Here is a 20,970-nt window from a genome sequence, read left to right as displayed (position 1 = left end):
TTCATTCCTGCCAGGGTGGGCCGTGCGGCCCTCCGGGATACTGTCCGAAAACCGCCCACGCACCATCGCACGGGCACAGGGCGGCTCCGGCCAAAGCCTATAGCGGCTGTATGACAAATAAATTACAAGGCACTGAAACGAAGACGCCCGCCAACGCGATTGCGTGGCGGGCGCCGGGGCACGGCTCAGACGATCACAGACCCAGGTCTTTCATCGCCTTGTCGACCACTTTCTTCGGCAGCGGGATGTAACCATCCTTGACCACCACATCCTGGCCTTGCTTGGACAGGACCAGCTTGACGAACTCGGCGTCCAGCGGGCTCAGCGGCTTGTTCGGCGCCTTGTTGACATAGACGTAGAAGAAGCGGGCCAGCGGGAACTTGCCAGCCAGTGCGTTCTCTTCGCTGGCTTCGAAAGCCTCACCACCCTTGGACAGCGGTACGGCGCGAACGCTGGAGGTGCGGTAGCCGATACCCGAGTAACCGATGGCGTTCAGGGTGCTGGAGATCGACTGCACCACGGAAGCCGAACCCGGCTGCTCGTTGACGTTGGACTTGAAGTCACCTTTACACAGGGCTTCTTCCTTGAAGTAACCGTAGGTACCGGATACCGAGTTGCGACCGAACAGTTGGATCGGCTTGGCCGCCCACTCGCCAGTCAGGCCCAGGTCGCCCCAGGTCTTGAGGTCCTTGGCGCCACCGCACAGGCGGGTGCTGGAGAAGATCGCGTCGACCTGCTCGATGTCCAGGCTCTTGATCGGGTTGTCCTTGTGCACGAACACCGCCAGGGCGTCGATCGCCACCGGGACGGCGGTCGGCTTGTAGCCATACTTCTCTTCGAAGGCCTGGATCTCGTTGTCCTTCATCGGGCGGCTCATCGGCCCCATGTTGGCAGTGCCTTCAGTCAGGGCGGGCGGCGCGGTGGACGAACCGGCGGCCTGAATCTGGATATTGACGTTCGGGTAGCTGCGCTTGAACTCTTCGGCCCACAGGGTCATCAGGTTGGCCAGCGAGTCGGAACCGACGCTGGAGAGGTTGCCTGATACGCCGGAGGTCTTCTCGTAGTTGTGCAGGGCAGGATCGACCGCCGCAACAGCGCTGGCGGCAGTGCCTACACCAGCGGCAACGAAGGTCAGGGCCGCCATCAAACGATTCAGTTTCATACCTTGCTCCTGGCAGGGATGTACTTGGGAAGTGTTGGTGGAACGGTGGCCAGTATCGAGAGGCCATGTGAACACTCTATGAATCGAATGTGACAATCTGGTTACGACTGCGAACCCAGGCCGACACCCACCCGCTTGGGTAATTGCAAAAGCCGGTCATCTGCGCCAGTCTCCTCGCACTACTCGCCAGCCCCGCTAGCACACGGGTTTGCGCCACGAAAAATCGCCATGAGCGATTTCCGACGTGGCGACAGCGACGGCCCGAAGGGTCGCTGCCAGGGAAGGCGGGCCACAAAAACAATTACGCGCCGAGTCGACGATGAAAGATTACGAACAGGAAGACCCGATCCCGCAGGGCGACCTCGCCCTGCAAATCACCGCACTGCCACGGGAAACCAACGGCTTCGGCGACATCTATGGCGGCTGGCTGGTCGCACAGATGGACCTGGCCGGCACCGCCATGGCCAGCCGGGTGGCGGCGGGACGGGTGGCGACGGTTTCCATCGACCGCATGGCCTTCATGGTGCCGGTGGCGGTGGGCGCGCAACTGTCCTTCTATACCCAGACGCTGGAAGTGGGCCGCAGCTCGATCCAGATCCTGGTCGAGGTCTGGAGCGAAGACCCGTTGTCGCTGGAGTGGCGCAAGGTGACGGAAGCGGTGTTCGTGTTCGTCGCCATTGATGGCAGTGGCCGCACCCGTCCCCTGCCGCGCCGCTGATCGCCATGGTCGCCTTGCTGTTGGCCCTGTGGCCGCTGTTCGCCCTGATCGTCGCTGGTTACCTGCTGCGTCGCGCCGACTTTCCCAACGAAGCCTTCTGGCCCGGTGCCGAGCGGCTCAATTATTTCGTCCTGTTCCCGGCGCTGCTGCTGAGCAACCTGGCCAGCGCACCGCTGGACAACCCGGCCCTGCCGCGCCTGGCACTGGCCGTGGTGCTGGGCCTGGGTCTGCTGTGGCTGGCATTGTTGCTGGCGCGCAGGCTGTTCGGCTGGCCGGCGGCACGCTTCGGTGCCATTGCCCAGGGCGTGCTGCGCTTCAACACCTACCTCGGCCTCGCGGCGCTGGGCAGCCTGTATGGCACGGAGGGCCTGGCCCTGGCGGCGCTGATGCTGGCGCTGATGATCCCTATCGTCAACGCCATGTCGGTCTGGGCGCTGCTGGCAGAGCGTGACGTCAGTGCCCGCAGCTTGTTGCTGCCGATCCTGAAGAACCCGCTGATCCTCGCCTGCCTGGCAGGCGCGGCGATCAACCTGTCCGGCCTCGGCCTGCCTGGCGGCAGCGAACGCCTGCTGGCCCTGCTCGCTGCCGCCAGCCTGCCGCTGGGGCTGCTCAGCGTCGGCGCGGCGCTGCAACCCCGGCAGTTGCGCGGCGAAGTACCGGCCCTCGGCTGGAACTGCGCCCTGCGCCTGCTGGCCGCGCCGGCCCTGGCCTACGGTGTGGCGTATCTGCTGGCACTGCCACCGCTGGAAAGCACGGTGCTGGTGCTGTTCTTCGCCTTGCCCACCGCGCCCACCGCCTATGTACTGACACGCCAGCTCGGCGGCGACAGCCAGTTGATGGCCGGCATCATCACCCTGCAAACCCTGCTGGCGGCGCTGAGCCTGCCATTGGTGCTGATCCTTCTGTCGTAGGGTGCGCCACGCGCACCGGGGCCGGAGAAACCGGTGCACGCGGCGCACCCTGCGGCGATACAGGGAGTTGATGCGCACCTTTTCCTCCGCGAAATGCATAACGATATAACGCAATCGCCCTGGAAAAGCGTGCGATCCCCGGATCAAAACCCGCCACTTTCGGTTAATCTCGACGTTTCCCTGCCTTGCTCAACAGGACGCCAGATGACCGCACCAACCCCGCTCCTCGTCACCCGCAAATGGCCCGCGCAACACCCTGAACGCCTCCAGCTCTACTCCCTGCCGACACCCAACGGGGTCAAGGTCTCGATCATGCTCGAAGAGATCGGCCTGCCCTACGAGGCACACAAGGTCAGCTTCGACACCCAGGACCAGTTCACCCCGGAGTTCCTCTCGGTCAGTCCGAACAACAAGATCCCGGCAATCCTCGACCCCAACGGTCCGGACGGCCAGCCGCTGGCGTTGTTCGAATCCGGCGCGATCCTCATCTACCTGGCGGAAAAGAGCGGCCAACTGCTGCCGCAGGACCCGGCCGCACGCTACCAGGCGCTGCAATGGCTGATGTTCCAGATGGGCGGGATCGGACCGATGTTCGGCCAGCTCGGCTTCTTCCATAAGTTCGCCGGCAAGGCCATCGAGGACAAACGTCCGCGCGACCGCTATATCGCCGAATCCAACCGCCTGCTCGGCGTGCTGGACCACCAACTGGAAGGTCGCGAGTGGGTGCTGGGCAGCGACTACAGCATCGCCGATATCGCCATATTCCCCTGGGTGCGCAACCTGGTCGGCTTCTACGAAGCCGGCGAACTGGTGGGCTTCGACGCCTTCGCCAACGTACGCCGCGCCCTCGATGCCTTCCTCGCCCGCCCGGCGGTGGAACGCGGTTTGAAAGTACCCAGCTGACAGACAGCGGGCATTCCACACGGCCATGCAGCACCACGTCGACCGAAAACCTGCACAGCACGAGGTCGAACATGGCCGTTACCCTTGCCCAACCTGCCCCAGGGCAGAACCAGGAGTTTCAATGAGCACTCGTCACCCCGAACACCCGATCAACCCGCTGTTCGCCGAACGCTGGTCGCCCCGCGCCTTCACTGGCGAGCCGATCACCCGCCAGCAGCTCGACAACCTGCTGGAAGCGGCACGCTGGGCACCCTCGGCGTACAACGCACAGCCCTGGCGCTTCCTCTATGCGCTACGCGGTAGCGCCGAATGGGACACCTTCCTCGACCTGCTGCTGCCCTTCAACCAGCGCTGGGCCGCCAATGCCTCGGCGTTGCTGTTCGTGCTGTCCAAGCGCACCTTCGTCGCCCCCGGCAAGGATCAGCCGGCGCCGTTCCCCAGCCACGCCTTCGACACCGGTGCAGCCTGGGCCAACCTGGCCAACCAGGCGGCCCATGACGGACTGGTCAGCCATGGCATGGGCGGCTTCGACGCCGCACGGGCGCGCATCGCCCTGGAAGTACCGGAGGAGTACGAGTTCCAGGCCGCCGTCGCCATCGGCCACCTGGCCAGCCCAGAGACCCTGCCGGAAGACCTGCAGAAACGCGAACAGCCCAGCCAGCGCGAGCCCCTGCACAAGCTGGCCGCCGAAGGGCGCTTCAGCGACAGCATCCGCTGATGTCACTCCGCTAAAGTCTTCTACAAGGCGACACGGAAGGCTGGCGGCAGAGATGAAGCCCCCTTGCCTGCGAGGGGGCTCATTGCAGTCCAAGCCCGTCGCACGGCTGCCGTCGGCTTACGGGCAACTTTCCACATGCGCGTAACGGTCCTGCCGGACGCCGCTCAGGTCGACCATGGTCCGGTACAACTGGGCCGGCGACACCGGCTTGTGCAACAGGGGCACGCCGCTGTCGTGGGCTTCACGCAGGCGCTCGGGCGCGGTGTCGCCGGTGATGATCAGGGCCGGCAGCTCACGGCCTGCGGCCTCGCGTGCACGGGCGATGACTTCGGCACCCGTCAGGTGTTCGCGCAGGCGGTAGTCGCTGACCAGCAGTTGCACCGACCACTCCCCGACCTCCGCCAGCGCCTCGTCCAGCCCTTCCACTGTGCGGCAGTCGCAGCCCCATTCCGCCAGCAGTTGCAGCATGCCCATGCGCAAGCTGGCATCGTCCTCGATCACCAGCACCCGCAGGCCCTGCAACAACCCGCTGGGCAATGCCGGGCCGCCCATCAGGTCGCGGACATCCTCGCTGAAATCGGAGCGGGCCAGCGGCAGCAGGACGCGGAAGATACTGCCCCGCCCCGGCTCCGACACCAGGCTCAGGCCATGCCCGAGGGAGCGCACCAGGCCATCGGTGATCGCCAGGCCAAGCCCCAGACCCTTGAGCCGGTCGCGCTCCGGATTACCCAACTGGTGGAACTCGCGGAAGATCTCGCGCTGCTGCCGGGCGTCGATCCCGATACCGGTATCGATCACTTCGATCGACACCCGCTCGCCCCGCTTGCGGCAGGCGACCAGTAAGCCACCGGTCTCGGTATAGCGGATCGCATTGGTGATCAGATTGCGCAGTATCCGCTCCAGCAAGGCCGGATCGGAGTTCACCGCCAGGTGGGTCTCGCGGCTGCGGTAGACGATGCCCTTGGCATCGGCCAGCCCGCCCAGCTCATTGGCCAGCTTGTTGAGCAACGGCTGCAACTGGAAGACGCAACGGCGCGGCGTGATCACCCCGGCTTCGATACGGGAGAAATCCAGCAGGGTATTGAGCATCTCCGCCGAGGCCTGGCTGGCGACACGGGCATTGTTGAGGACTTTATGCTGGTCATCCGACAGGTCGCTGCGCGCCAGCACCTCGAGGAAAAGCTCCTGGGCATGCACCGGCTGGCGCAAGTCATGGCTGGCCGCCGCGAGGAATTTCGACTTGGCCAGGTTGGCTTCTTCGGCCTTGATACGCGCCTGCTCGGCCTGCTCGGAAACGCCGCGCAAGCGTTCGACCAGCTCGAGGTTCTCGAAGCGCAGGGCGATGGAGCGGCGCGAAGCGCGCTGTGCCAGCAAGGCCTGGCCAACCTGCCCCGCAACATAGAGCGCACAGCCCAGGGCCAGCATGCGGAAGGTAGGGTCGCCGATCACCCACAGCTTGCTGTTGATGGTCAGCAGCAGCATGGACTGCATGCTGAAATACAGGGGAAACACCGGGGCCAGCAATGACACGGCATTGCTGCCGACGCCCGCGAGGGACGCCATCACCAGCAACTGCTCCGGCAACGACGCCTGCCCCATCGCGATCCAGGCCAGCAAGCCCCAGGCCAGGCCCTCGAACGCCTTGATGACGCCCATGTGCACGATCAGGCGCAAGGCGTTGTCCTGCTCCACGCCACGCCGCAGCGCCCAGCGTGCATACCCCACGCACAGCAAGCGCCCGGCAACGACCATCGCGAGCCAGCCCAGCAGTCGGGTATGCCGCTCGTTGTCGTACAGCACCATCACCAGCAGGAGTGCCAGGGTGACCCCCAGGTAGAGGGAGTTCTTCATGCCGAGGAACACCAGGCGCACCTGCTCGACCCGGATGTTGCGCTCCAGGTCGGCCTCCCGCTCCAGTGCGCTCAATTGATCAGTCTCAGGCGCCGCGCCACGAAGGCCGCTTCCGAACGGCTGGACACCTGCAAGGTCGCCAGCATGGCCTGCACATGCCCGCGCACGGTGTTCTCCGAAAGGCTGAGGCGCCGCCCGATCATCTTGTTCGACAACCCCTGGCACAGCAGGTCGAGGACTTCGCACTGCCGGGGCGTCAAGCGTATGCCTTCCGAAGCCGCACCAGGCGCAAAGGCCTCGCTGTCGCCGGCCAGCACCCGGCTGACCAGTTCGAGCATACGACCCGGCGTTTCTGCCTTGCAGATAAAGCCATGCGCGCCCCTGGCCAGGGCTTCGCTCGCCACCTGGGACTCCAGGGCGGCCGACACCACCACCACCTTCGCCAGGGGCCACTTCTGCATGAGCAGCGCGATGCCGTCCAGGCCGTTGAGCCCGTCGAGCTGCACGTCGAGCAGTATCAGATCGAGCGACTCGTTGCCGCACTGCAAGGCCTCTTCCAGCGAAGCGGCCTCCGACAGTTCCATGGAGCCCAGGCCAGCGGATAGCACCATGCCGATTCCGGAACGGAACAGGGCGTGATCGTCGATAAGAAGCAGATGAATAGTCATGCCCGCTATTCAATAGCCTCCACCCGCGTCAGGCAAGAGACCAGTCCAAAAGGACTAGCGAAAAGCCCCGTGCGATGGCTATCGCACGGGGCTTTGGTTACCTCATGAGGCGCGTTGGCGCGATCAGAACGCGGTACGCAGACTGACCGACAGGTTGCGCGGTTCACCGTAGACGGCACCGGCATAGAAGCCGTAGTTGGTGAAGTAGCGTTTATCGAGCAGGTTGTTGGCGTTCAGGCTGACGCTGGTCGCGTCGGTCACGTCGTATTTGGCCATGGCGTTCCAGATGGCGTAGCCGGACCAGTTGACCGCGGTAGAGCCGGTGCTCTGGCCATTGGTCGGGATGCCCGCCGGGCTCGACAAGGCGCGGATGTTGCTCTGCGCATTGACGCCAGCGCCCAGGGTCAGGCGGTTCAGCTCGCCCGGCAGACGGTAGGTGCTCGACAGCTTGAACAGGTGCGACGGATCGCTGCGGCCATCCGAATCGACACGGCGGAAGTGCAGGTAGGTGTAGCCGCCATAGACGTTCCAGTCCGGTGTCAGGGCGCCCGCCACTTCGATGTCGATACCGTCGGTTTCCACGCCGGTACCGGCCTTGTAGGCGTCGGTGCCGGTTGGCGTGACGTTGCCGACATCCAGCACGGCCTTGTTGTCCTGCTGGGTGCGGAAGTAGGCGACCTGGGCATTCAACGAACCGTCGAACCATTCACCCTTGATCCCGCCCTCGTAGCTCTTGCCGACGATGGGCTCGACCCGGTTGCCGCTGGTGGTCAGCTGGGTCTGCGGGGTGAACACGTCGGTGTAGCTGGCATAGACCGAGTAGTTGTCGTTCAGGTCGTAGACGATACCGGCATAGGGCGTGACGACGCCGTTTTCCTGCTGGCTGCTGTGTACGGCGGCCACCGTGCGGCTGGTGACGCGGTAGTCGCTGGTACGCAGGCCGACGATCACCGACAGCGGGTCGGTAATGCTCAGGCGGGTGGCCGCATAGAGCCCTTGCAGGCGCGTGGTGGTTTTCGAATGACGACCGGAGCGGGTCATGCTCATGTAGAAATTGTCATCGACCCCATTGTGCCAGTCGCTGATCGGCAGGCCGTTCAGGCGGTACATGCAGCCTGCGGAGGCGATCTCGGTCCCCAGCCCGTCGCTCATCACGCAGTTGTACTCTGGCGCCCAGGCCACCGTACGGTTGTCGCTGTAGCCGAACATCGCCTCGTGGGTACGGCCAAGCAGTTGGAACGGCCCGCTGAGGTCGATCTGCGCCCCCTGCTGAGTGGTGTCGGAGGCGTCGCCCAGCGCGTTGAGGACAGCACCGCTGCCGTCCTGCTGCCAGTAGCCGCCGTAGAGGCCACGACGCACCTGGTTGACCTTGGCCACCGCCAGTTTGTTGCGGGCCTCGGTCACGCCATGGGTCAGGCGGGCATTCAGTTCCCAGTCGTTGTCGAAGCGGTGCTCCAGGGAGGCGAACGCCGTTTGCGTCTCGGCGGCGGAATGGCTCCAGCTGGGCGCCAGGTTGGTGCTGCGGGACACCTTGGCCTTGCTGCCATCGGCGAACCAGACCGGGATATTCGCACCCCAGCCGCTGCCGATGACCTTGTTGTATTCGTAGGCGTAGCCGGCACCCAGGGTGGTGGCATCGCTCAGGTCGAACTCGAAGGTGGCCAGTGCGCCACGGCTGCGCGAGGACTCCTGGTCACGGAACGAGCGGGCATCTTCCTGGGTCACGACGAAGCGCGAGCGCAGGCGGCCATCTTCGCTCAGCGGCAGGTTCAGGTCGGCACCCAGGCGGCGCTTGTCCCAGCTGCCGTAGGTGGCGTAGGCACTGCCGCCGAAGGTTCGGCCAGCGCGCTTGCGGCGCAGGTCGACGGTGGCCGATGGATCGCCCGTGCCGCCAAGCAGGCCGTTGGCACCACGCACGATGTCGATGCGCTCGTAGAGATCGAGGTTCATGGCATTACCGCCACCGCCGAAACCGGTGGCACCGGGAAATTGCACGCCGTCGATCTTCCAGTTGCTCACGGCATAACCACGGGCGCGGTAGTTGGTGCGCACCCCGACTTCCAGTTTACTGGCGGTGATACCCGGCGTAGCGGCCAGCGCTTCTTCGATATTGGTGATCTGCCGGTCGGTCATCTGCTCGCGGGTGAGTGTGGTGACCGTCTGCGGTGTCTGCCGAGGACTGAGGCGCAACCCCGTGGCGCTGCCCGTGCGCTTGACCGTATAACCGACCTGTTCGGCGGCTTCGGTTGGCTCGCTCAACGCGCTGTCTTCGACGTTGATCGCGCCGATATTGAGTGTAGTCTCGCGCTCATCCGTCGCAGCATGGACAGGCCCGGCCAGCAGGCCACTGAAGCCCATGGCCATGAGTACGGCAGCGTGTTTGCGTCGAAAAGCCCGGGGCAGAGATGCACTCGGTGCGTGGGCAGGAAGGCAGATTGGCAACATTGATAGTTTTTCTCATTTGTTGATGATTCTGATAGATTTTATGGTTTGTTTCCTTGAGCAATAGCAGCCGCTTGTACGGGTATGTAATGGAAGGTAATGAGGGCATCGCCAAGCCATTGGCCCTGGAAACCCTGCTGGTGGTCGACGACGACGATGAAATCCGCGAACTGCTGTGCGCCTACCTGAGCGACGCGGGTTATCGCGTGCTCGCGGCAGCGGACGGCGAACAGATGTGGCGCTGCCTCGAACGCCACAAGGTGCACCTGTTGATCCTCGACCTGATGCTGCCGGGCGAAGACGGCCTCAGCCTCTGCCGGCAACTGCAAAGCCTGCGGGGGCCGGGCGTGATCATGCTGTCGGCGAAAGGCTCGCCACTCGACCGCATCATCGGCTTGGAGGTCGGTGCGGACGACTACCTCGGCAAACCCTTCGAGCCCAGGGAACTGCTGGCCCGGATCAAGGCTGTGCTGCGCCGGGCCGAGCGCCAGGAGGACGCGCTCCAGCCGGAATGCCAGGACACTTCGCTGGAGTTCGCCGGCTACCGGCTCGACCATCGCAAGCGCATATTGACCCTGCCCGACGGGCAACAGCGGAGCCTGCCACGCTCGGACTACCGCGTATTGCGCGACCTGCTGGCAGCGCCGGAACAGATACTGTCGCGCGGGCAACTGACGCAGAGCGTGTTCGGCCGGGATCACCTGCCGGACGACCGCTCCGTGGACATGTGCGTCAGCCGTCTTCGCCAGCACCTCAAGCGGGTGCCGGGCAATGCGGTGAGCATCCTCACCATCCGTAACGAGGGCTACCTGCTGAGCATTCAGGATGAAGATCGCTAAGGCGGTCTGCCGGCGGCTCAGGCCACTCTGGCCGCGCACCCTGTTCGCCCAGGTGCTGGTGATCATGGTCGGCGGCACCCTGGCGGTGCAGTTGCTTTCCAGCAGCATCTGGTTCGACGTACGCTTCGCCCAGGTACTCGAAACCCCGGTCCGCCTGATGGCCAGCCGTGCGGCGCCCCTGGCGGCGCAGGACGCCTGCCTGCCCGGAGAGTCCTCTCCCTCACCCACCCGCTATATCACGCGCTGCCTGGAAAACCGGCCACTCACGCCGGAACAGGACGAGCGCGTGCGCCACCGGATCGAACTGCTGCTGTACCAGGCCCTCGCCTACGAGCTGGGCTACGAGCGACCGGTGCATGTCATCGACTTCGCCCTCAACGACGAACTCGGTCGCGACATCGTCTGGGACAGCCTGTTCGGGCTGCGCATTGCCCATGCCCATGTGCACTTCGCCCTGCCCCTGGCGGACGGGCACTGGCTCGAAGTGGAAGGCCAGGAGTTGCAAGGCTGGAGCGGAGAGTCAGCCTGGATACTGATCTCGGACTACCTGCTGCGGGTCTATGCGCTGCGCATTCTTGCGGTGCTTGGCATTTGCCTGCTGGCGGTGCGCCTGTGCCTGAACCCGTTGAAACGCCTGAGCGAAGCCGCGCAGGGCCTGGGGCGCAACCTGGAACAACCCCCCTTGCCATTGAGCGGGCCACTTGAGGTGCGCCAGGCGGCCCAGGCCTTCAACACCATGCAACAGCGCCTGATCGGTATGCTCGACGACCAGTCTTATTTCATGGCGGCGGTCTCCCACGACCTGCGCACGCCGCTGACTCGCATGCGCCTGCGCATCGAGCGCATCGCGGACGAGCAGCAGCGTGAGCGGTTGCGACAGAACATCGCGGAGATGGAGGGCATGATCGCCCAGGTGCTGGACTACCTGCGCTGTGCCGAAGACCAGCGCACACAGCCTGTCGATTTCGATGCGTTGCTGGCGAGCGTGTGTACGGAGCTGGCACAGGACGATGAACCGCTGCCGGTCACCGGCCAGGCCGGGATGGTCGAAGGCAATCCACTGATGCTGCAACGCTGCCTGCAGAACCTGCTGACCAACGCCCTGCGCTATGCCCGGACGATCAGCCTGTGCCTGGAAACGGACGACGACAGCGTGACCCTGCATATCGAGGACCGAGGCCCCGGCATCGACGAGCAACGCCTGGTGTCGATCACCGAGCCCTTCGTGCGCGGCGAGGAATCGCGCAACCCGCAGTCCGGCGGCTACGGCCTGGGACTGAGTATCGCCAAGCGCGTCGCCCAGGGCCATGGCGGCCAGTTGATACTGCACAACCGGATCGGAGGCGGGCTATGCGCCAGCCTGACACTGGCGCGTCACCCGCCACACCCTGAAACCTGACACGATCCAGGCCAGGGCGCTCGCACACCCTGGCCTGGATCGCGCAGCTCAGCGGCAGGAGCGCTTCAGGGCGAAAGGCCCGTCGCCCAGCAAGGCCAGCGCCAGTGCGGCCAGGGTCAGGAAGATCGGGTATTCCCAGCCGCCGTTGGGGTTGGTGAAGCCCCAGCCATTGCCGAAATGCACGGTGGAAGCGCCGAACAGTTGCACCACGGCGATGGCGGCGATCCAGCGGGCGTAGACACCGAGCAGCAGCAACGCGCCCCCGACGATCTCGAAAGCGATCACCGGGTAGGCGAGAAAGCCCGGAAAGCCGACGGACTCGAAGAAGCCGGCGGTGCCAGCCGGGGTGAACACCAGCAGCTTGGTCAGGCCGTGGGCGAGGAACATGACGCCCAGCGCAACGCGCAGGACCAGGGCGGCGTAGGGAGCGGTACGGGTGTCGATCATGGTGTTTCTCCTTGGGTGAAGCCTATGGCTCGGCGAGCCATGGATTTGGACCTGCCTCGCGGCAGAATGCTCGGGCTCATGGCAGGTTCAGGTTGTCGCATGCGCCGAACAGGTAGGCGTCCATCGACAGCACGCCATGTTCGATACCGCCATCCAGCACCCGCAGTGCATCGTCGGCGCGGCGTGCGCCCTGCGCCACCAACAGCGGCAGGAAGTGTTCCTCGCTCGGATGGGCACGTTCGGCCTCTGGCGCACGCTGGCGGTACTCGACCAGCGCCTGGCTGTCGTCCGCCTGCAAGGCCTGGCGAATCCAGTGGGTGAAGTCGCGGACATAGCCGACCTCATCGCCCTGCTGGCGGAACTCGTAGAGGTTGTGGGTCAGGCTGCCGGAGGCGACGATCAACACGCCTTCGTCGCGCAGCGGCGCCAGGGCCTGGCCGAGACGCAGCGCGCCCGCGGTGTCCAGCGGATACGGCAGCGACACCTGGAACACCGGTACGTGTGCTTCGGGCAGCAGGTGCAGCAACGGCACCCAGGCGCCATGGTCGAGGCCTCGGCGCTCGTCCAGGCCGCTCGCCCAGCCCGCCGCACGTAGCAGTTCGACGGTGCGCGCCGCCAGGGCCGGATGGCCGGCGACCGGGTATTGCAGCTCGTACAACGCCTGCGGAAAACCCCCGAAGTCATGGATGGTTTCCGGTTGCGCGCTGGCGGTCACGGCCACGCCGCCACGGGTCATCCAGTGCGGCGACAGCACCAGTACCGCCTCGATGCCGCTCAGTTGCCGTCCGAGTTTGCCCAGCAACGGTCCGGCCAGGCCAGGCTCGATGGCAAAAGTCGGCGCGCCATGGGAGACGAACAGTACGGGAAGCGTTGTCATGGTGACCTCCAGCGCCGCCAGCCGGCGCGATTGCAAAGGTGATGTGGTTCAGCGGCGGATCCAGGTCGGGGCGATCTGCGTCCCCAGCCCGGCGCCGTAGCGCAAGTAAATGTTCAAGCCACCCAGCGGCTCCAGGTAACGCGCATTGCGCAGTTCGCCCGCATCGATGGTGCCGAAGCCCATGCTCTCGGCCAGTGCCTTGGCGGTCTGCCGCGCACGCTCGCTGTCACTGGCGAGGAACACCGGGGCAACCTGCCCACCGGGGAACTTCGGCCCCTGGAGCAGGACTTCGGCAAACAGGGTGTTGAAGCCCTTGACCAGCTCGATACCCGGCACCGCCTTGACGATTTCCTCGGCGGACGAGGTGTTGTGCCCGATGGCCAACCCCATGTAGTCCGCCGTCAGCGGGTTGGTGATATCGATCACCACCTTGCCGCGCACATCGCCCAGGGATTTCAGCGCATCGATGGCATCGGCGTGGCCGGTGGCCAGGACGATCACCTGGTTGCTGCCCAGGGCCTGGGCCACCGGTGCGGCGCTCACGCCCTTGTGGGCGGCGGCCAGTTCCTCGGCCTGCTCCAGTTCACGACCGGTGACAGTGACCCGGTGGCCCGCCTTGCTCAGGCAGGTGACGAAGGCCGAGCCCATGTTTCCAGTGCCGATGACCGTGATGTTCATGCTGAAGTCCTCTTGGGATGTGCTTGTTATGTGGCTTAGTTTATTGACTCGATTTTTTGGATAAACCACCATTCAAGAGAATCACTGTTCCGATAATCGAGACTATCCATGAACCGAACCCTTGAGATGGAAGTGTTCACCGCCGTGGTCGAGGCTGGTAGCTTCGTCGGCGCGGCGGAGGGGCTGAAAATGTCCAAGGCCGCCGTCTCGCGCCATGTCGATGCGCTCGAACAGCGCCTCGGCGTGCGCCTTCTGCAACGTACCACGCGCCGCCTGTCGCTGACCGAGGAGGGCCGTACTTTCCACCAGCGCGCACGGGACATCCTGGCCAGCCTGAACGATGCCGAGGCCGAGGTGAGTTCAGGCAATCAGGAGCCTAGCGGGGTCATCCGTATCAATGCGCCACTGAGTTTCGGCGTGCAGCACCTGGCGCCGCTGTGGGGGGCCTTCATGGAGAGCTGCCCGAGGGTCGAGCTGGACATCAGCCTCAACGACCGCGTGGTCGACCTGGTGGACGAGGGCTACGACCTGGCGATCCGTATCGCCACGCTCAACAGTTCATCGCTGGTCAGCCGCCGCCTGGCCACCACCCGCATGCGCCTGTGCGCGGCCCCCGGCTACCTGGCACGGCATGGCACGCCCCGCCACCCGAACGAACTCGCCGGGCACCGGGTAATCGCCTACAGCAACTGGGCCGGGCGCGATGAATGGCGCTTCGAAAGCCCACAAGGCAGTGCCAGCGTGCGCACCCGCGCCTGTGTCCACAGCAACAATGGCGACACCTGCCGCGCCATTGCCCTGGGCGGCGGCGGCATCCTGCTGCAACCGGACTTCCTGATCGCCGACGACCTGCGCAGCGGCACGCTGTTGGAGCTGATGCCGGAATACCGCTCGCAGGAGCTGGGCATCTACGCGGTCTACCCGACCCGCAAGCAACTGCCGCTGAAGGTGCGGAGGCTGGTGGCCTTCCTCGGTGAAGCGTTCGAGGGCGTGTCCTGGGACGTGTGAGCCAGCCTCTGGCGACAGGCCCAGGTGAGCGGACTAGTCGTCCTGGGCCGGGTCAAGCCCTGGGAACAGCACCTCGGTGAAACCGAACTTGCCGAAATCCTCGATGCGCGAGGGGTACAAGCGACCGATCAGGTGGTCGCACTCATGCTGCACCACCCGCGCATGGAAACCCTCGGCCTCGCGTTCGATGGGCTGCCCCTGCGGATCGACACCGCTGTAGCGGATATGCCGGTAGCGCGGCACCAGGCCACGCAGCCCCGGCACCGACAGGCAACCTTCCCAGCCGTCATCGCGAGCCTGTGAAAGCGGCGTAATCAGCGGGTTGAGCAGGATGGTACGCGGCACCGCCGGTGCATCCGGGTAGCGCTCGCTGCGCTCGAAACCGAACACCACCAATTGCAGGTCGACGCCGATCTGCGGCGCCGCCAGCCCCACGCCACCGGCGGCCTGCATGGTGTCGAACATGTCCTCCAGCAGCGCCTGCAATCGAGGACTGCCGAACCAGTCCTCGGGCACCGGCTGGGCCACCCGCAACAGGCGCTCGTCACCCATTTTCAGGATTTCACGAATCATGGCGCTCTCCTGTGATCCGGCTGCATAGTCCATAAGGAAATAAGCATCTAACAAGATCAACGATATAGGAATGAAATACCCGTGGTAGGGTGCCATTCCGGCCCCTCACTGGAAATCCCCTCCATGCGCAGACACGCTTTTACCGGAGCCCTGGCACTGGCGCTCCTCGGCTTCAATGGCACGGTATCCGCAACCGACGAAAGCCTGCAACGGAACATCGACGGCGACTGGCGTTCGGCGGAAAACCGCGCCCGTGATGACTGGCGACACCCGGCGCAGACGCTGGCGTTCTTCGGCGTCCGTCACGATCAGCGCGTGATCGAGATCACACCCGGCAACGGCTGGTACAGCGAGATCCTCGCACCCTGGCTGAAACCGCAAGGCCAGTATGTCGCCGCCGTGCACGACCCGGCCGATGGCGAATACTTCCGCAAGAGTGCCGAAAGCCTCAAGGCCAAGTACGCGGCAGACCCCGAGCGCTACGGCAAGGTCGAGTGGCTGGAGTTCAAGCCCGCTGCACCGGTGTTCGGCGCACCCGCGTCCGCCGATGTGGTGCTGACCTTCCGCAACGTGCACAACTGGACCCAGGCCGGTAACGCGCCAGCCTATTTCCGTGCCTTCCACGCTGTGCTCAAGCCCGGCGGCGTGCTCGGCGTGGTGGATCACCGTGCCCGCGAGGGCGCCAGCGCCGAGGAGAGTGAAAAGAACGGCTACCTGCCGACCGAGGCGGTTATCCGCCTGGCCACGGACGCGGGCTTCAAGCTGGACGCCCGCAGCGAGATCAACGCCAACCCCCGGGACACCAAGGACCATGCGGGCGGCGTCTGGTCCCTGCCGCCGGTCCTGCGCCATGGCGACCAGGACCGCGCCCGCTACCAGGCCATCGGCGAATCGGACCGTTTCACCCTGCGCTTCGTCAAACCCTGAAACCCAGCGCCCTCAGCGGCTGGTCAGGCCGATCAGGGTATCGGCGACCCCCTTGGTGCGGCGCGAGGTATCGGCGGTCGAGCCGCTGGAGGCCTGCAAGCTGTCGAGCAGGTCGGTCAGCGCCGCAACATCGCCCGACTGGGTTTCGATATGCGCGGCCACCAGGCGGATGGCCTCGGCGAGCTGATCGATGTCGCTGCCGATTTCCTCGGCGTTCTGCCGGGTCTTCTCCGCCAGTTGCCGCACTTCGTCGGCCACCACCGCGAAGCCGCGCCCCATCTCGCCCGCCCGTGCCGCCTCGATGGCGGCGTTCAGCGCCAGCAGGTTGGTCTGCCCGGCGATCTGCTGGATCACCTGCACCACCGACTGGATACGCTGGCTCGACTGCGCCAGGTCGCGGGCACTGCCGACCACCTGTTCGGCCTTGCTCACCAGTTGCCGTACCGAGCCGTCGGCCTGCTCGATCACCTCGCTCTGGTGGCCGATATTGCCGGTCAGGTCGTCCATCGACTGGTGCAGGTCGTGGGCGCAGTTGCGCAGTTCGCCGTCGACCAGTTCCTGTTGGCGCTGGGCATCGTTGAGCACCTGCCCCAGGTCGGCCAGGCCGTGGAAGACCGGGCGAATGCCCTCGTCCAGCCCGCTGACGTCGAGGCTGCTGCTGAAATCGCGGGACTTGAACTGCTCGATCTGGCGGATCACCACCTGGCTCAGCCCGGTCAGTTTCTTGATCTGCCGACGCAGGAAAAACGCCTTGAACTCGCCATGGTAGGCGACGAAGTTGTCGGTGTAGGCATCGCGGAACTCATCCTTGGGGCCGACCTGGAAGAAGAACACCGCCGTCAGTGTCTGGTTGAGGTTCAAGCCGAGGATTTCGCCAAAGGTGGAAAAGCCGCTGACCGGGATGCCCTGGAACACATCGTCCATGCCCGCCAGTTCACGCTGGTTGTTCAAGCGCCGCAGGATGCAGTCGTTGAGCATCCCGACCAGCGGCCGGCCCTGCTTGTGCTGCATGAAGCGCTGGAAGTCCCGGCGAGTGGACTCGATCAGTGGCGTGCGCTTGACCATCACCAGCTCTTCGCCGGAGGCCACGTCGCAGAACAGGTGCACCCGCTCGTTGGCCTGGTCGATACGGGCGATGGAACGCACGAACAACTCATCGCCAACGCGGATGGCGAAGGAGTAATCGGCCAGCCGTGCATCCAGCTCGTGGGCCGCGCAGCCGAATTTGTCGCACAGCGCCGCCACCATCGAACGGACGTTGCCCTGCGGGTCGACCACCTGGCTGATATAGCGGTCCTCCAGCGAGGCGCTGAGTACGCTGAGGCTGAAGGAAGTCGGCTCGAAGTTCTGGCTCTTGAACACACCGAAACGCACATCGGCGGCGCATTTCAGGAACACCACCTGCGCATGGTTTTCATAGCGGCGCTTGCCGTCATGGATGCTGGTGGTGACGAAGTCCAGCTTGCCGCCCGCAGAGCCACCGACGAACAGGCAGGGGAAGCGCCCCGATTCGTAGAGTGCTTCCATGAAGAACGACTCCGAGGCACTGAGGCCGTCGAAGCTGACGTAGGCCAGGGTGTCGCGGTAATCGATGGGCATCGCCACCGACAGCCGCTTGATGGTTTCCGTCAGGCGGGCGATCCGTTCGGCCAGCGAGCGGCGCGCGCCCTGGCCACGGATGTCCTGGCTCTCCAGCGGCACCATGACCACTTCGGCGGCCGCGATCACACTGGCATCGAACAGTTGCAGGACGACACGGTCCCACTGCCCGTTCGTGTCGCAATAGAGCTTGCTGGCCTCGCTGGACAGTTCCCCCGCCGTGCTGCTCAGGCTGATCGCCGCCTGTGGAAAGCGCTGGCTCAATTGGCGCGCTACCGCGTCGATGTCCACATGGGGCGAGACGAAGCCGCAGATATAGGTCGGCGCCAGCTTCACGCTCGCCAGCGTCTGCGCCAACTGCCCCTGGGAACAAACCAGATTCGCTACACCGGCACCGGCGCCACGTCCGGATCGATGGCGGGAAAACGAGAACATGGGTGACGCTCCTTTTCATATCGAGGCATGCGCGGGCAACCGGCCGCCGGTGTCAGGCAAGACCCTACTCCATCGCGACAGCGCCAGCACTCCTTCCATGGTACAGGGCGGCTACTCCGGCTTCAGCTGCGCCACATCAAAAGGCCATCAATCCCTCACCGAATACATGGTTGATAGTATCAACCTTTTCAATTAAGTTGACTCTATCAACCAGAAAGAGTGCAGCATGCATACCCGTTACCTGGCCGATCCGCTGCAACAGCTGACCCACGCCTATCGCTCCCACATGCGCCGCGCCATCCAGCAGGCCGGGATCGCCCTGCCCATCACTCACGTACGAACCCTGAAACTCATCAGCCATACCCACGATTGCACCGCACAGAACCTGGTACAGCAGATGCGGCGCGACAAGGCGCAGATCACCCGGGTGCTCAACGAACTGCTCGCCGGGGGACTGATCGCCAAACAGGACAACCCACAAGACCGCCGCAGCCAGCTCCTGCACCTCAGCGCCCAGGGCGAAGCCCTGATGCAGCGGTTGCAGGTACTGGAAAGCGAAGCGGCACACCGCATGAGCCAAGGCCTGACGAACGAACAGCTGGAAACCTTCATCCAACTCGCCCGGCAGATGGCGAACAACCTGAACACATGACGAGGTCACCATGTCCAGACCCGCACCGCGCACCCTGCACGTCAACGCAACGCAACGCATCACCCCCAACATGCTGCGCGTCACCCTGGGTGGCGCCGGCCCCGAGCACTTCCCGGCCGACCAGGAAAGCGCCTACATCAAGCTGATCTTCCCGCAGGCCGACAACCCACGCGGGCTGATGCGCACCTACACCGTGCGCCAGCAGCGAGCCGATGAGTTCGACGTGGACTTCGTCCTGCACGAGGACGGCGGCCCGGCCTCGACCTGGGCAAGCCAGGCCAGGCCTGGCGACTCGATCCTGATCGGCGGCCCCGGCCCGAAGAAACTGGTCGACTTCAACGCCGACTGGTTCCTGCTGGTCGGCGACATGACCGCCCTGCCGGCCCTGAGCGTGAACATCGAGCAATTGCCGCCGGACGCCCGTGGCCACGCGGTGATCGAAGTCATCGACAAGGCCGATATCCAGGCCCTGCGCCACCCGTCCGGCCTGGCCATCCATTGGCTGGTCAATCCGCATCCGGGCGAGGACAGCCGCCTGCTGGCCGAACATGTGCGCCAGCTCGAATGGCTGCCGGGGCGCGTCAGCGTCTGGGCCGCCTGTGAATTCAGTGCCATGCGCGAGTTGCGTCGTCACTTCAAGGAAGAGCGCCAGGTCGAACGCGGCGACCTGTACATCTCCAGCTACTGGAAGCACGGCAGCAGCGAAGACCAGCACAAGCAGATCAAGAGCCAGGACGCGGAGCGGGAAGGCTGAGGGCAGTTGCACGGTAAACGCAACGCAGAGCAGTCCATCGACACGCAGCAGGCCGTGAGCAGCGTCTAACGTTTCCTGTTGAAGCGAAATCCACGGTAACCGCCCAGCAAGAGGGGCAAGGTCGCGAGCAGCAGCAGCGCCTTGTCCCAGGCACCGTCCACGACCAGCATCATGACGATGCCGAACGCGCTCAGGAGCGCAAGCAGCACCACCAGGTACAAACGATTCCACAGCCGCATGAGCAGGCTCCTAGTTGATTTTCCTGCGCTTCGCCCACCACAGCCAGGCGCCGTTCAGGGTGATGAACAGGGTCAGCAGCGTGCACAAGGCCCAGAGGATTTTCAGCGGCAGGCCACCGTAATCGCCGAAGTGCAGCGGCTGGGACAGCAGGATCGCTTTCAGGTAGACCGGCAGTTGCATGAGCCTGGCCACGTCGAAGCTGTGCGCATCGACCAGGGCAAGCTGCAGCATCTTCTCGTCGAACCCATGGCCACCCTGCAACAGCACCAGGTAATGCCGAGGTGTCGAGTACTCCGAGCCAGGGAAAAGCACCGTGGTGGGATTCCAGCCCTCGGCCGCCTCGGCGGCAGCGGCATAGACCCGGTCAAGGTCCGGCGCGGCCAGCAGGGGAGCCGGACTTTCCTGCGGGTATTGCTGCCGCAGGGCATCGAGCTCAGTCAATTGCCAGACACCGATCGCCACCGTGCCGAACCCCAGCAGGACACCCGTCAGGGTGACGATGAAGGCCCAGCCGAGCACGACCGAGCCGATCAGGTTGTGCAGGTCGAGCTGGAACAGCCGCTTGCCCTTGCTGGTGCGGATGATGCCGAACAGGAACTTCTTTATATAAGGGGCATACACCACCACCCCCGACACCAGCGACAGCAGCACCAGCAGGGCGATGAGCGCACCGATCAGCTCGCCGATGGTGCCCAGGAACCACTGCGCATGCAGTTCGAGAAGAAATCCCATCAGCGTTTCATCGAAGGCAGGCTGCTCGACCAGTTTCGCCTGGGCGATGTCGGCGTACACCCAGCGGGCCTGTTGGAAGCTGTCACCGTCCTTGAGCAGCCCCAGCAGCACCAACCCGGGGAAATGCTCCGCATCCAGCGTGGCGCTCTGCACACGCTCCCCGGGGTGTGCCCGTTCGGCCACGGCGATCGACTCCATCAGTGGCCGTGGCGCTTGCCCCCCTGACTGGACAGCCTGGGGAGCCGAGCCCGCAAGATGCTCGATCTCCTCATGGAAGATCAGCACCACCCCCGTCACACAGAGAATGGCGAACGGCAATGCGACGAACAGGCTGATCCAGCGATGGATCCACAGGTTCGCCCGATACCAGCGGGAGTGGGTTTTCTTTTCCTGTATGCGCAAACGCGGGCCTTCCCAGCAAACCAGTCATGAATCGG

At 64.8% G+C, this 20,970-nt stretch carries 21 protein-coding genes; 10 read left to right on the top strand and 11 right to left on the bottom strand.

Going from position 1 to position 20,970, the window contains the following annotated elements:
- Positions 1–193: 193 nt before the first annotated feature.
- Complete coding sequence (locus tag HW090_RS11115; RefSeq protein ID WP_179113591.1) at positions 194–1,162, bottom strand: PstS family phosphate ABC transporter substrate-binding protein; 969 nt, start codon at positions 1,160–1,162, stop codon at positions 194–196.
- 319 nt (positions 1,163–1,481) lie between these two features.
- Between HW090_RS11115 and HW090_RS11110 the strand changes: the two genes are divergently transcribed.
- The 4 genes from HW090_RS11110 (at position 1,482) to HW090_RS11095 (ending at position 4,412) form a co-directional block, all read left to right on the top strand.
- On the top strand, positions 1,482–1,880 hold the full coding sequence (locus HW090_RS11110; protein ID WP_179113590.1) for an acyl-CoA thioesterase: 399 nt from the start codon (positions 1,482–1,484) through the stop codon (positions 1,878–1,880).
- A 5-nt stretch (positions 1,881–1,885) separates the two neighbouring features.
- Positions 1,886–2,791: an AEC family transporter gene (locus HW090_RS11105; protein ID WP_179113589.1), complete on the top strand. Its 906-nt coding sequence runs from the start codon at positions 1,886–1,888 to the stop codon at positions 2,789–2,791.
- 204 nt (positions 2,792–2,995) lie between these two features.
- The gene (locus tag HW090_RS11100) at positions 2,996–3,694 is read left to right on the top strand and encodes a glutathione S-transferase N-terminal domain-containing protein (protein ID WP_179113588.1); all 699 of its coding nucleotides are present in this window, start codon (positions 2,996–2,998) and stop codon (positions 3,692–3,694) included.
- Positions 3,695–3,815: 121 nt separating this feature from the next.
- The gene (locus HW090_RS11095) at positions 3,816–4,412 is read left to right on the top strand and encodes a nitroreductase family protein (RefSeq protein ID WP_179113587.1); all 597 of its coding nucleotides are present in this window, start codon (positions 3,816–3,818) and stop codon (positions 4,410–4,412) included.
- Between the two features lie 117 nt (positions 4,413–4,529).
- Here HW090_RS11095 and HW090_RS11090 read toward each other — a convergent pair whose 3' ends face one another.
- The 3 genes from HW090_RS11090 to HW090_RS11080 form a co-directional block, all read right to left on the bottom strand.
- A complete protein-coding gene (locus tag HW090_RS11090) occupies positions 4,530–6,338 on the bottom strand; it encodes a hybrid sensor histidine kinase/response regulator (RefSeq protein WP_218673532.1) in 1,809 nt (602 codons plus the stop codon).
- Entirely contained in the window at positions 6,335–6,931 is a 597-nt protein-coding gene (locus tag HW090_RS11085; RefSeq protein ID WP_179113586.1) for a response regulator transcription factor, read from the bottom strand. The genes HW090_RS11090 and HW090_RS11085 overlap by 4 nt, the downstream gene beginning before the upstream one ends.
- A gap of 123 nt (positions 6,932–7,054) precedes the next feature.
- Positions 7,055–9,295, bottom strand: coding sequence for a TonB-dependent siderophore receptor (locus tag HW090_RS11080; protein WP_179113585.1), 2,241 nt, complete (start codon positions 9,293–9,295; stop codon positions 7,055–7,057).
- Between the two features lie 167 nt (positions 9,296–9,462).
- Here HW090_RS11080 and HW090_RS11075 point away from each other — a divergent pair, with 167 nt between their 5' ends.
- Both HW090_RS11075 and HW090_RS11070 read left to right on the top strand, forming a co-directional pair.
- Positions 9,463–10,212 carry a response regulator gene (locus HW090_RS11075; protein ID WP_179114895.1) on the top strand — a complete coding sequence of 250 codons (750 nt, stop codon included), beginning with the start codon at positions 9,463–9,465 and terminating at the stop codon, positions 10,210–10,212.
- On the top strand, positions 10,199–11,611 hold the full coding sequence (locus HW090_RS11070; RefSeq protein WP_179113584.1) for an ATP-binding protein: 1,413 nt from the start codon (positions 10,199–10,201) through the stop codon (positions 11,609–11,611). The genes HW090_RS11075 and HW090_RS11070 overlap by 14 nt, the downstream gene beginning before the upstream one ends.
- Positions 11,612–11,659: 48 nt before the next feature.
- Here the strand turns inward: HW090_RS11070 and HW090_RS11065 are convergent, their stop codons facing one another.
- The 3 genes from HW090_RS11065 to HW090_RS11055 form a co-directional block, all read right to left on the bottom strand.
- The gene (locus HW090_RS11065; RefSeq protein ID WP_179113583.1) at positions 11,660–12,058 is read right to left on the bottom strand and encodes a DoxX family protein; all 399 of its coding nucleotides are present in this window, start codon (positions 12,056–12,058) and stop codon (positions 11,660–11,662) included.
- Between the two features lie 76 nt (positions 12,059–12,134).
- Positions 12,135–12,935: a dioxygenase gene (locus tag HW090_RS11060; protein WP_179113582.1), complete on the bottom strand. Its 801-nt coding sequence runs from the start codon at positions 12,933–12,935 to the stop codon at positions 12,135–12,137.
- Positions 12,936–12,983: 48 nt separating this feature from the next.
- On the bottom strand, positions 12,984–13,613 hold the full coding sequence (locus tag HW090_RS11055; RefSeq protein WP_179113581.1) for an NADPH-dependent F420 reductase: 630 nt from the start codon (positions 13,611–13,613) through the stop codon (positions 12,984–12,986).
- Positions 13,614–13,721: 108 nt separating this feature from the next.
- Here HW090_RS11055 and HW090_RS11050 point away from each other — a divergent pair, with 108 nt between their 5' ends.
- Complete coding sequence (locus HW090_RS11050; RefSeq protein WP_179113580.1) at positions 13,722–14,621, top strand: LysR family transcriptional regulator; 900 nt, start codon at positions 13,722–13,724, stop codon at positions 14,619–14,621.
- A 33-nt stretch (positions 14,622–14,654) separates the two neighbouring features.
- On the opposite strand, the gene def is transcribed toward HW090_RS11050, so the two are convergent.
- Positions 14,655–15,194 carry a peptide deformylase gene (gene def / locus HW090_RS11045; protein ID WP_179113579.1) on the bottom strand — a complete coding sequence of 180 codons (540 nt, stop codon included), beginning with the start codon at positions 15,192–15,194 and terminating at the stop codon, positions 14,655–14,657.
- A gap of 123 nt (positions 15,195–15,317) precedes the next feature.
- Between def and HW090_RS11040 the strand changes: the two genes are divergently transcribed.
- Complete coding sequence (locus HW090_RS11040; protein ID WP_179113578.1) at positions 15,318–16,121, top strand: class I SAM-dependent methyltransferase; 804 nt, start codon at positions 15,318–15,320, stop codon at positions 16,119–16,121.
- Between the two features lie 12 nt (positions 16,122–16,133).
- On the opposite strand, the gene HW090_RS18020 is transcribed toward HW090_RS11040, so the two are convergent.
- The gene (locus tag HW090_RS18020) at positions 16,134–18,155 is read right to left on the bottom strand and encodes a methyl-accepting chemotaxis protein (RefSeq protein WP_179113577.1); all 2,022 of its coding nucleotides are present in this window, start codon (positions 18,153–18,155) and stop codon (positions 16,134–16,136) included.
- A gap of 226 nt (positions 18,156–18,381) precedes the next feature.
- On the opposite strand from HW090_RS18020, the gene HW090_RS11030 reads away from it, so the two are divergent.
- Together HW090_RS11030 and HW090_RS11025 are read left to right on the top strand one after the other, a co-directional pair.
- Positions 18,382–18,807, top strand: coding sequence for a MarR family winged helix-turn-helix transcriptional regulator (locus HW090_RS11030; RefSeq protein WP_179113576.1), 426 nt, complete (start codon positions 18,382–18,384; stop codon positions 18,805–18,807).
- A 10-nt stretch (positions 18,808–18,817) separates the two neighbouring features.
- Positions 18,818–19,561 (top strand): siderophore-interacting protein, encoded by a 744-nt coding sequence (locus HW090_RS11025; RefSeq protein WP_179113575.1) that lies wholly within the window; start codon positions 18,818–18,820, stop codon positions 19,559–19,561.
- A gap of 65 nt (positions 19,562–19,626) precedes the next feature.
- On the opposite strand, the gene HW090_RS11020 is transcribed toward HW090_RS11025, so the two are convergent.
- Both HW090_RS11020 and HW090_RS11015 read right to left on the bottom strand, forming a co-directional pair.
- Positions 19,627–19,800 carry a hypothetical protein gene (locus HW090_RS11020; RefSeq protein ID WP_179113574.1) on the bottom strand — a complete coding sequence of 58 codons (174 nt, stop codon included), beginning with the start codon at positions 19,798–19,800 and terminating at the stop codon, positions 19,627–19,629.
- Between the two features lie 10 nt (positions 19,801–19,810).
- Positions 19,811–20,935 carry a PepSY domain-containing protein gene (locus HW090_RS11015; RefSeq protein ID WP_179113573.1) on the bottom strand — a complete coding sequence of 375 codons (1,125 nt, stop codon included), beginning with the start codon at positions 20,933–20,935 and terminating at the stop codon, positions 19,811–19,813.
- Positions 20,936–20,970: the final 35 nt, after the last annotated feature.

It is taken from the genome of Pseudomonas sp. ABC1 (assembly GCF_013395055.1).
Lineage (GTDB): Bacteria > Pseudomonadota > Gammaproteobacteria > Pseudomonadales > Pseudomonadaceae > Stutzerimonas.
This window is presented reverse-complemented; position numbering and strand designations above follow the sequence as displayed.

What these genes read in the sequence shown, in the direction of transcription:
- HW090_RS11080 (WP_179113585.1), bottom strand. Translation starts at nt 9,295, where the DNA reads ATGGCCATGGGCTTCAGTGGCCTGCTGGCCGGGCCTGTCCATGCTGCG.
- HW090_RS11020 (WP_179113574.1), bottom strand. Translation starts at nt 19,800, where the DNA reads ATGCGGCTGTGGAATCGTTTGTACCTGGTGGTGCTGCTTGCGCTCCTG.
- HW090_RS11085 (WP_179113586.1), bottom strand. Translation starts at nt 6,931, where the DNA reads ATGACTATTCATCTGCTTCTTATCGACGATCACGCCCTGTTCCGTTCC.
- HW090_RS11115 (WP_179113591.1), bottom strand. Translation starts at nt 1,162, where the DNA reads ATGAAACTGAATCGTTTGATGGCGGCCCTGACCTTCGTTGCCGCTGGT.
- HW090_RS11070 (WP_179113584.1), top strand. Translation starts at nt 10,199, where the DNA reads ATGAAGATCGCTAAGGCGGTCTGCCGGCGGCTCAGGCCACTCTGGCCG.
- HW090_RS11055 (WP_179113581.1), bottom strand. Translation starts at nt 13,613, where the DNA reads ATGAACATCACGGTCATCGGCACTGGAAACATGGGCTCGGCCTTCGTC.
- HW090_RS11110 (WP_179113590.1), top strand. Translation starts at nt 1,482, where the DNA reads ATGAAAGATTACGAACAGGAAGACCCGATCCCGCAGGGCGACCTCGCC.
- HW090_RS11065 (WP_179113583.1), bottom strand. Translation starts at nt 12,058, where the DNA reads ATGATCGACACCCGTACCGCTCCCTACGCCGCCCTGGTCCTGCGCGTT.
- HW090_RS11030 (WP_179113576.1), top strand. Translation starts at nt 18,382, where the DNA reads ATGCATACCCGTTACCTGGCCGATCCGCTGCAACAGCTGACCCACGCC.
- HW090_RS11040 (WP_179113578.1), top strand. Translation starts at nt 15,318, where the DNA reads ATGCGCAGACACGCTTTTACCGGAGCCCTGGCACTGGCGCTCCTCGGC.
- HW090_RS11025 (WP_179113575.1), top strand. Translation starts at nt 18,818, where the DNA reads ATGTCCAGACCCGCACCGCGCACCCTGCACGTCAACGCAACGCAACGC.
- HW090_RS11075 (WP_179114895.1), top strand. Translation starts at nt 9,463, where the DNA reads ATGGAAGGTAATGAGGGCATCGCCAAGCCATTGGCCCTGGAAACCCTG.
- HW090_RS11100 (WP_179113588.1), top strand. Translation starts at nt 2,996, where the DNA reads ATGACCGCACCAACCCCGCTCCTCGTCACCCGCAAATGGCCCGCGCAA.
- HW090_RS11050 (WP_179113580.1), top strand. Translation starts at nt 13,722, where the DNA reads ATGAACCGAACCCTTGAGATGGAAGTGTTCACCGCCGTGGTCGAGGCT.
- HW090_RS11060 (WP_179113582.1), bottom strand. Translation starts at nt 12,935, where the DNA reads ATGACAACGCTTCCCGTACTGTTCGTCTCCCATGGCGCGCCGACTTTT.
- HW090_RS11105 (WP_179113589.1), top strand. Translation starts at nt 1,886, where the DNA reads ATGGTCGCCTTGCTGTTGGCCCTGTGGCCGCTGTTCGCCCTGATCGTC.
- HW090_RS11095 (WP_179113587.1), top strand. Translation starts at nt 3,816, where the DNA reads ATGAGCACTCGTCACCCCGAACACCCGATCAACCCGCTGTTCGCCGAA.
- def (WP_179113579.1), bottom strand. Translation starts at nt 15,194, where the DNA reads ATGATTCGTGAAATCCTGAAAATGGGTGACGAGCGCCTGTTGCGGGTG.
- HW090_RS18020 (WP_179113577.1), bottom strand. Translation starts at nt 18,155, where the DNA reads ATGTTCTCGTTTTCCCGCCATCGATCCGGACGTGGCGCCGGTGCCGGT.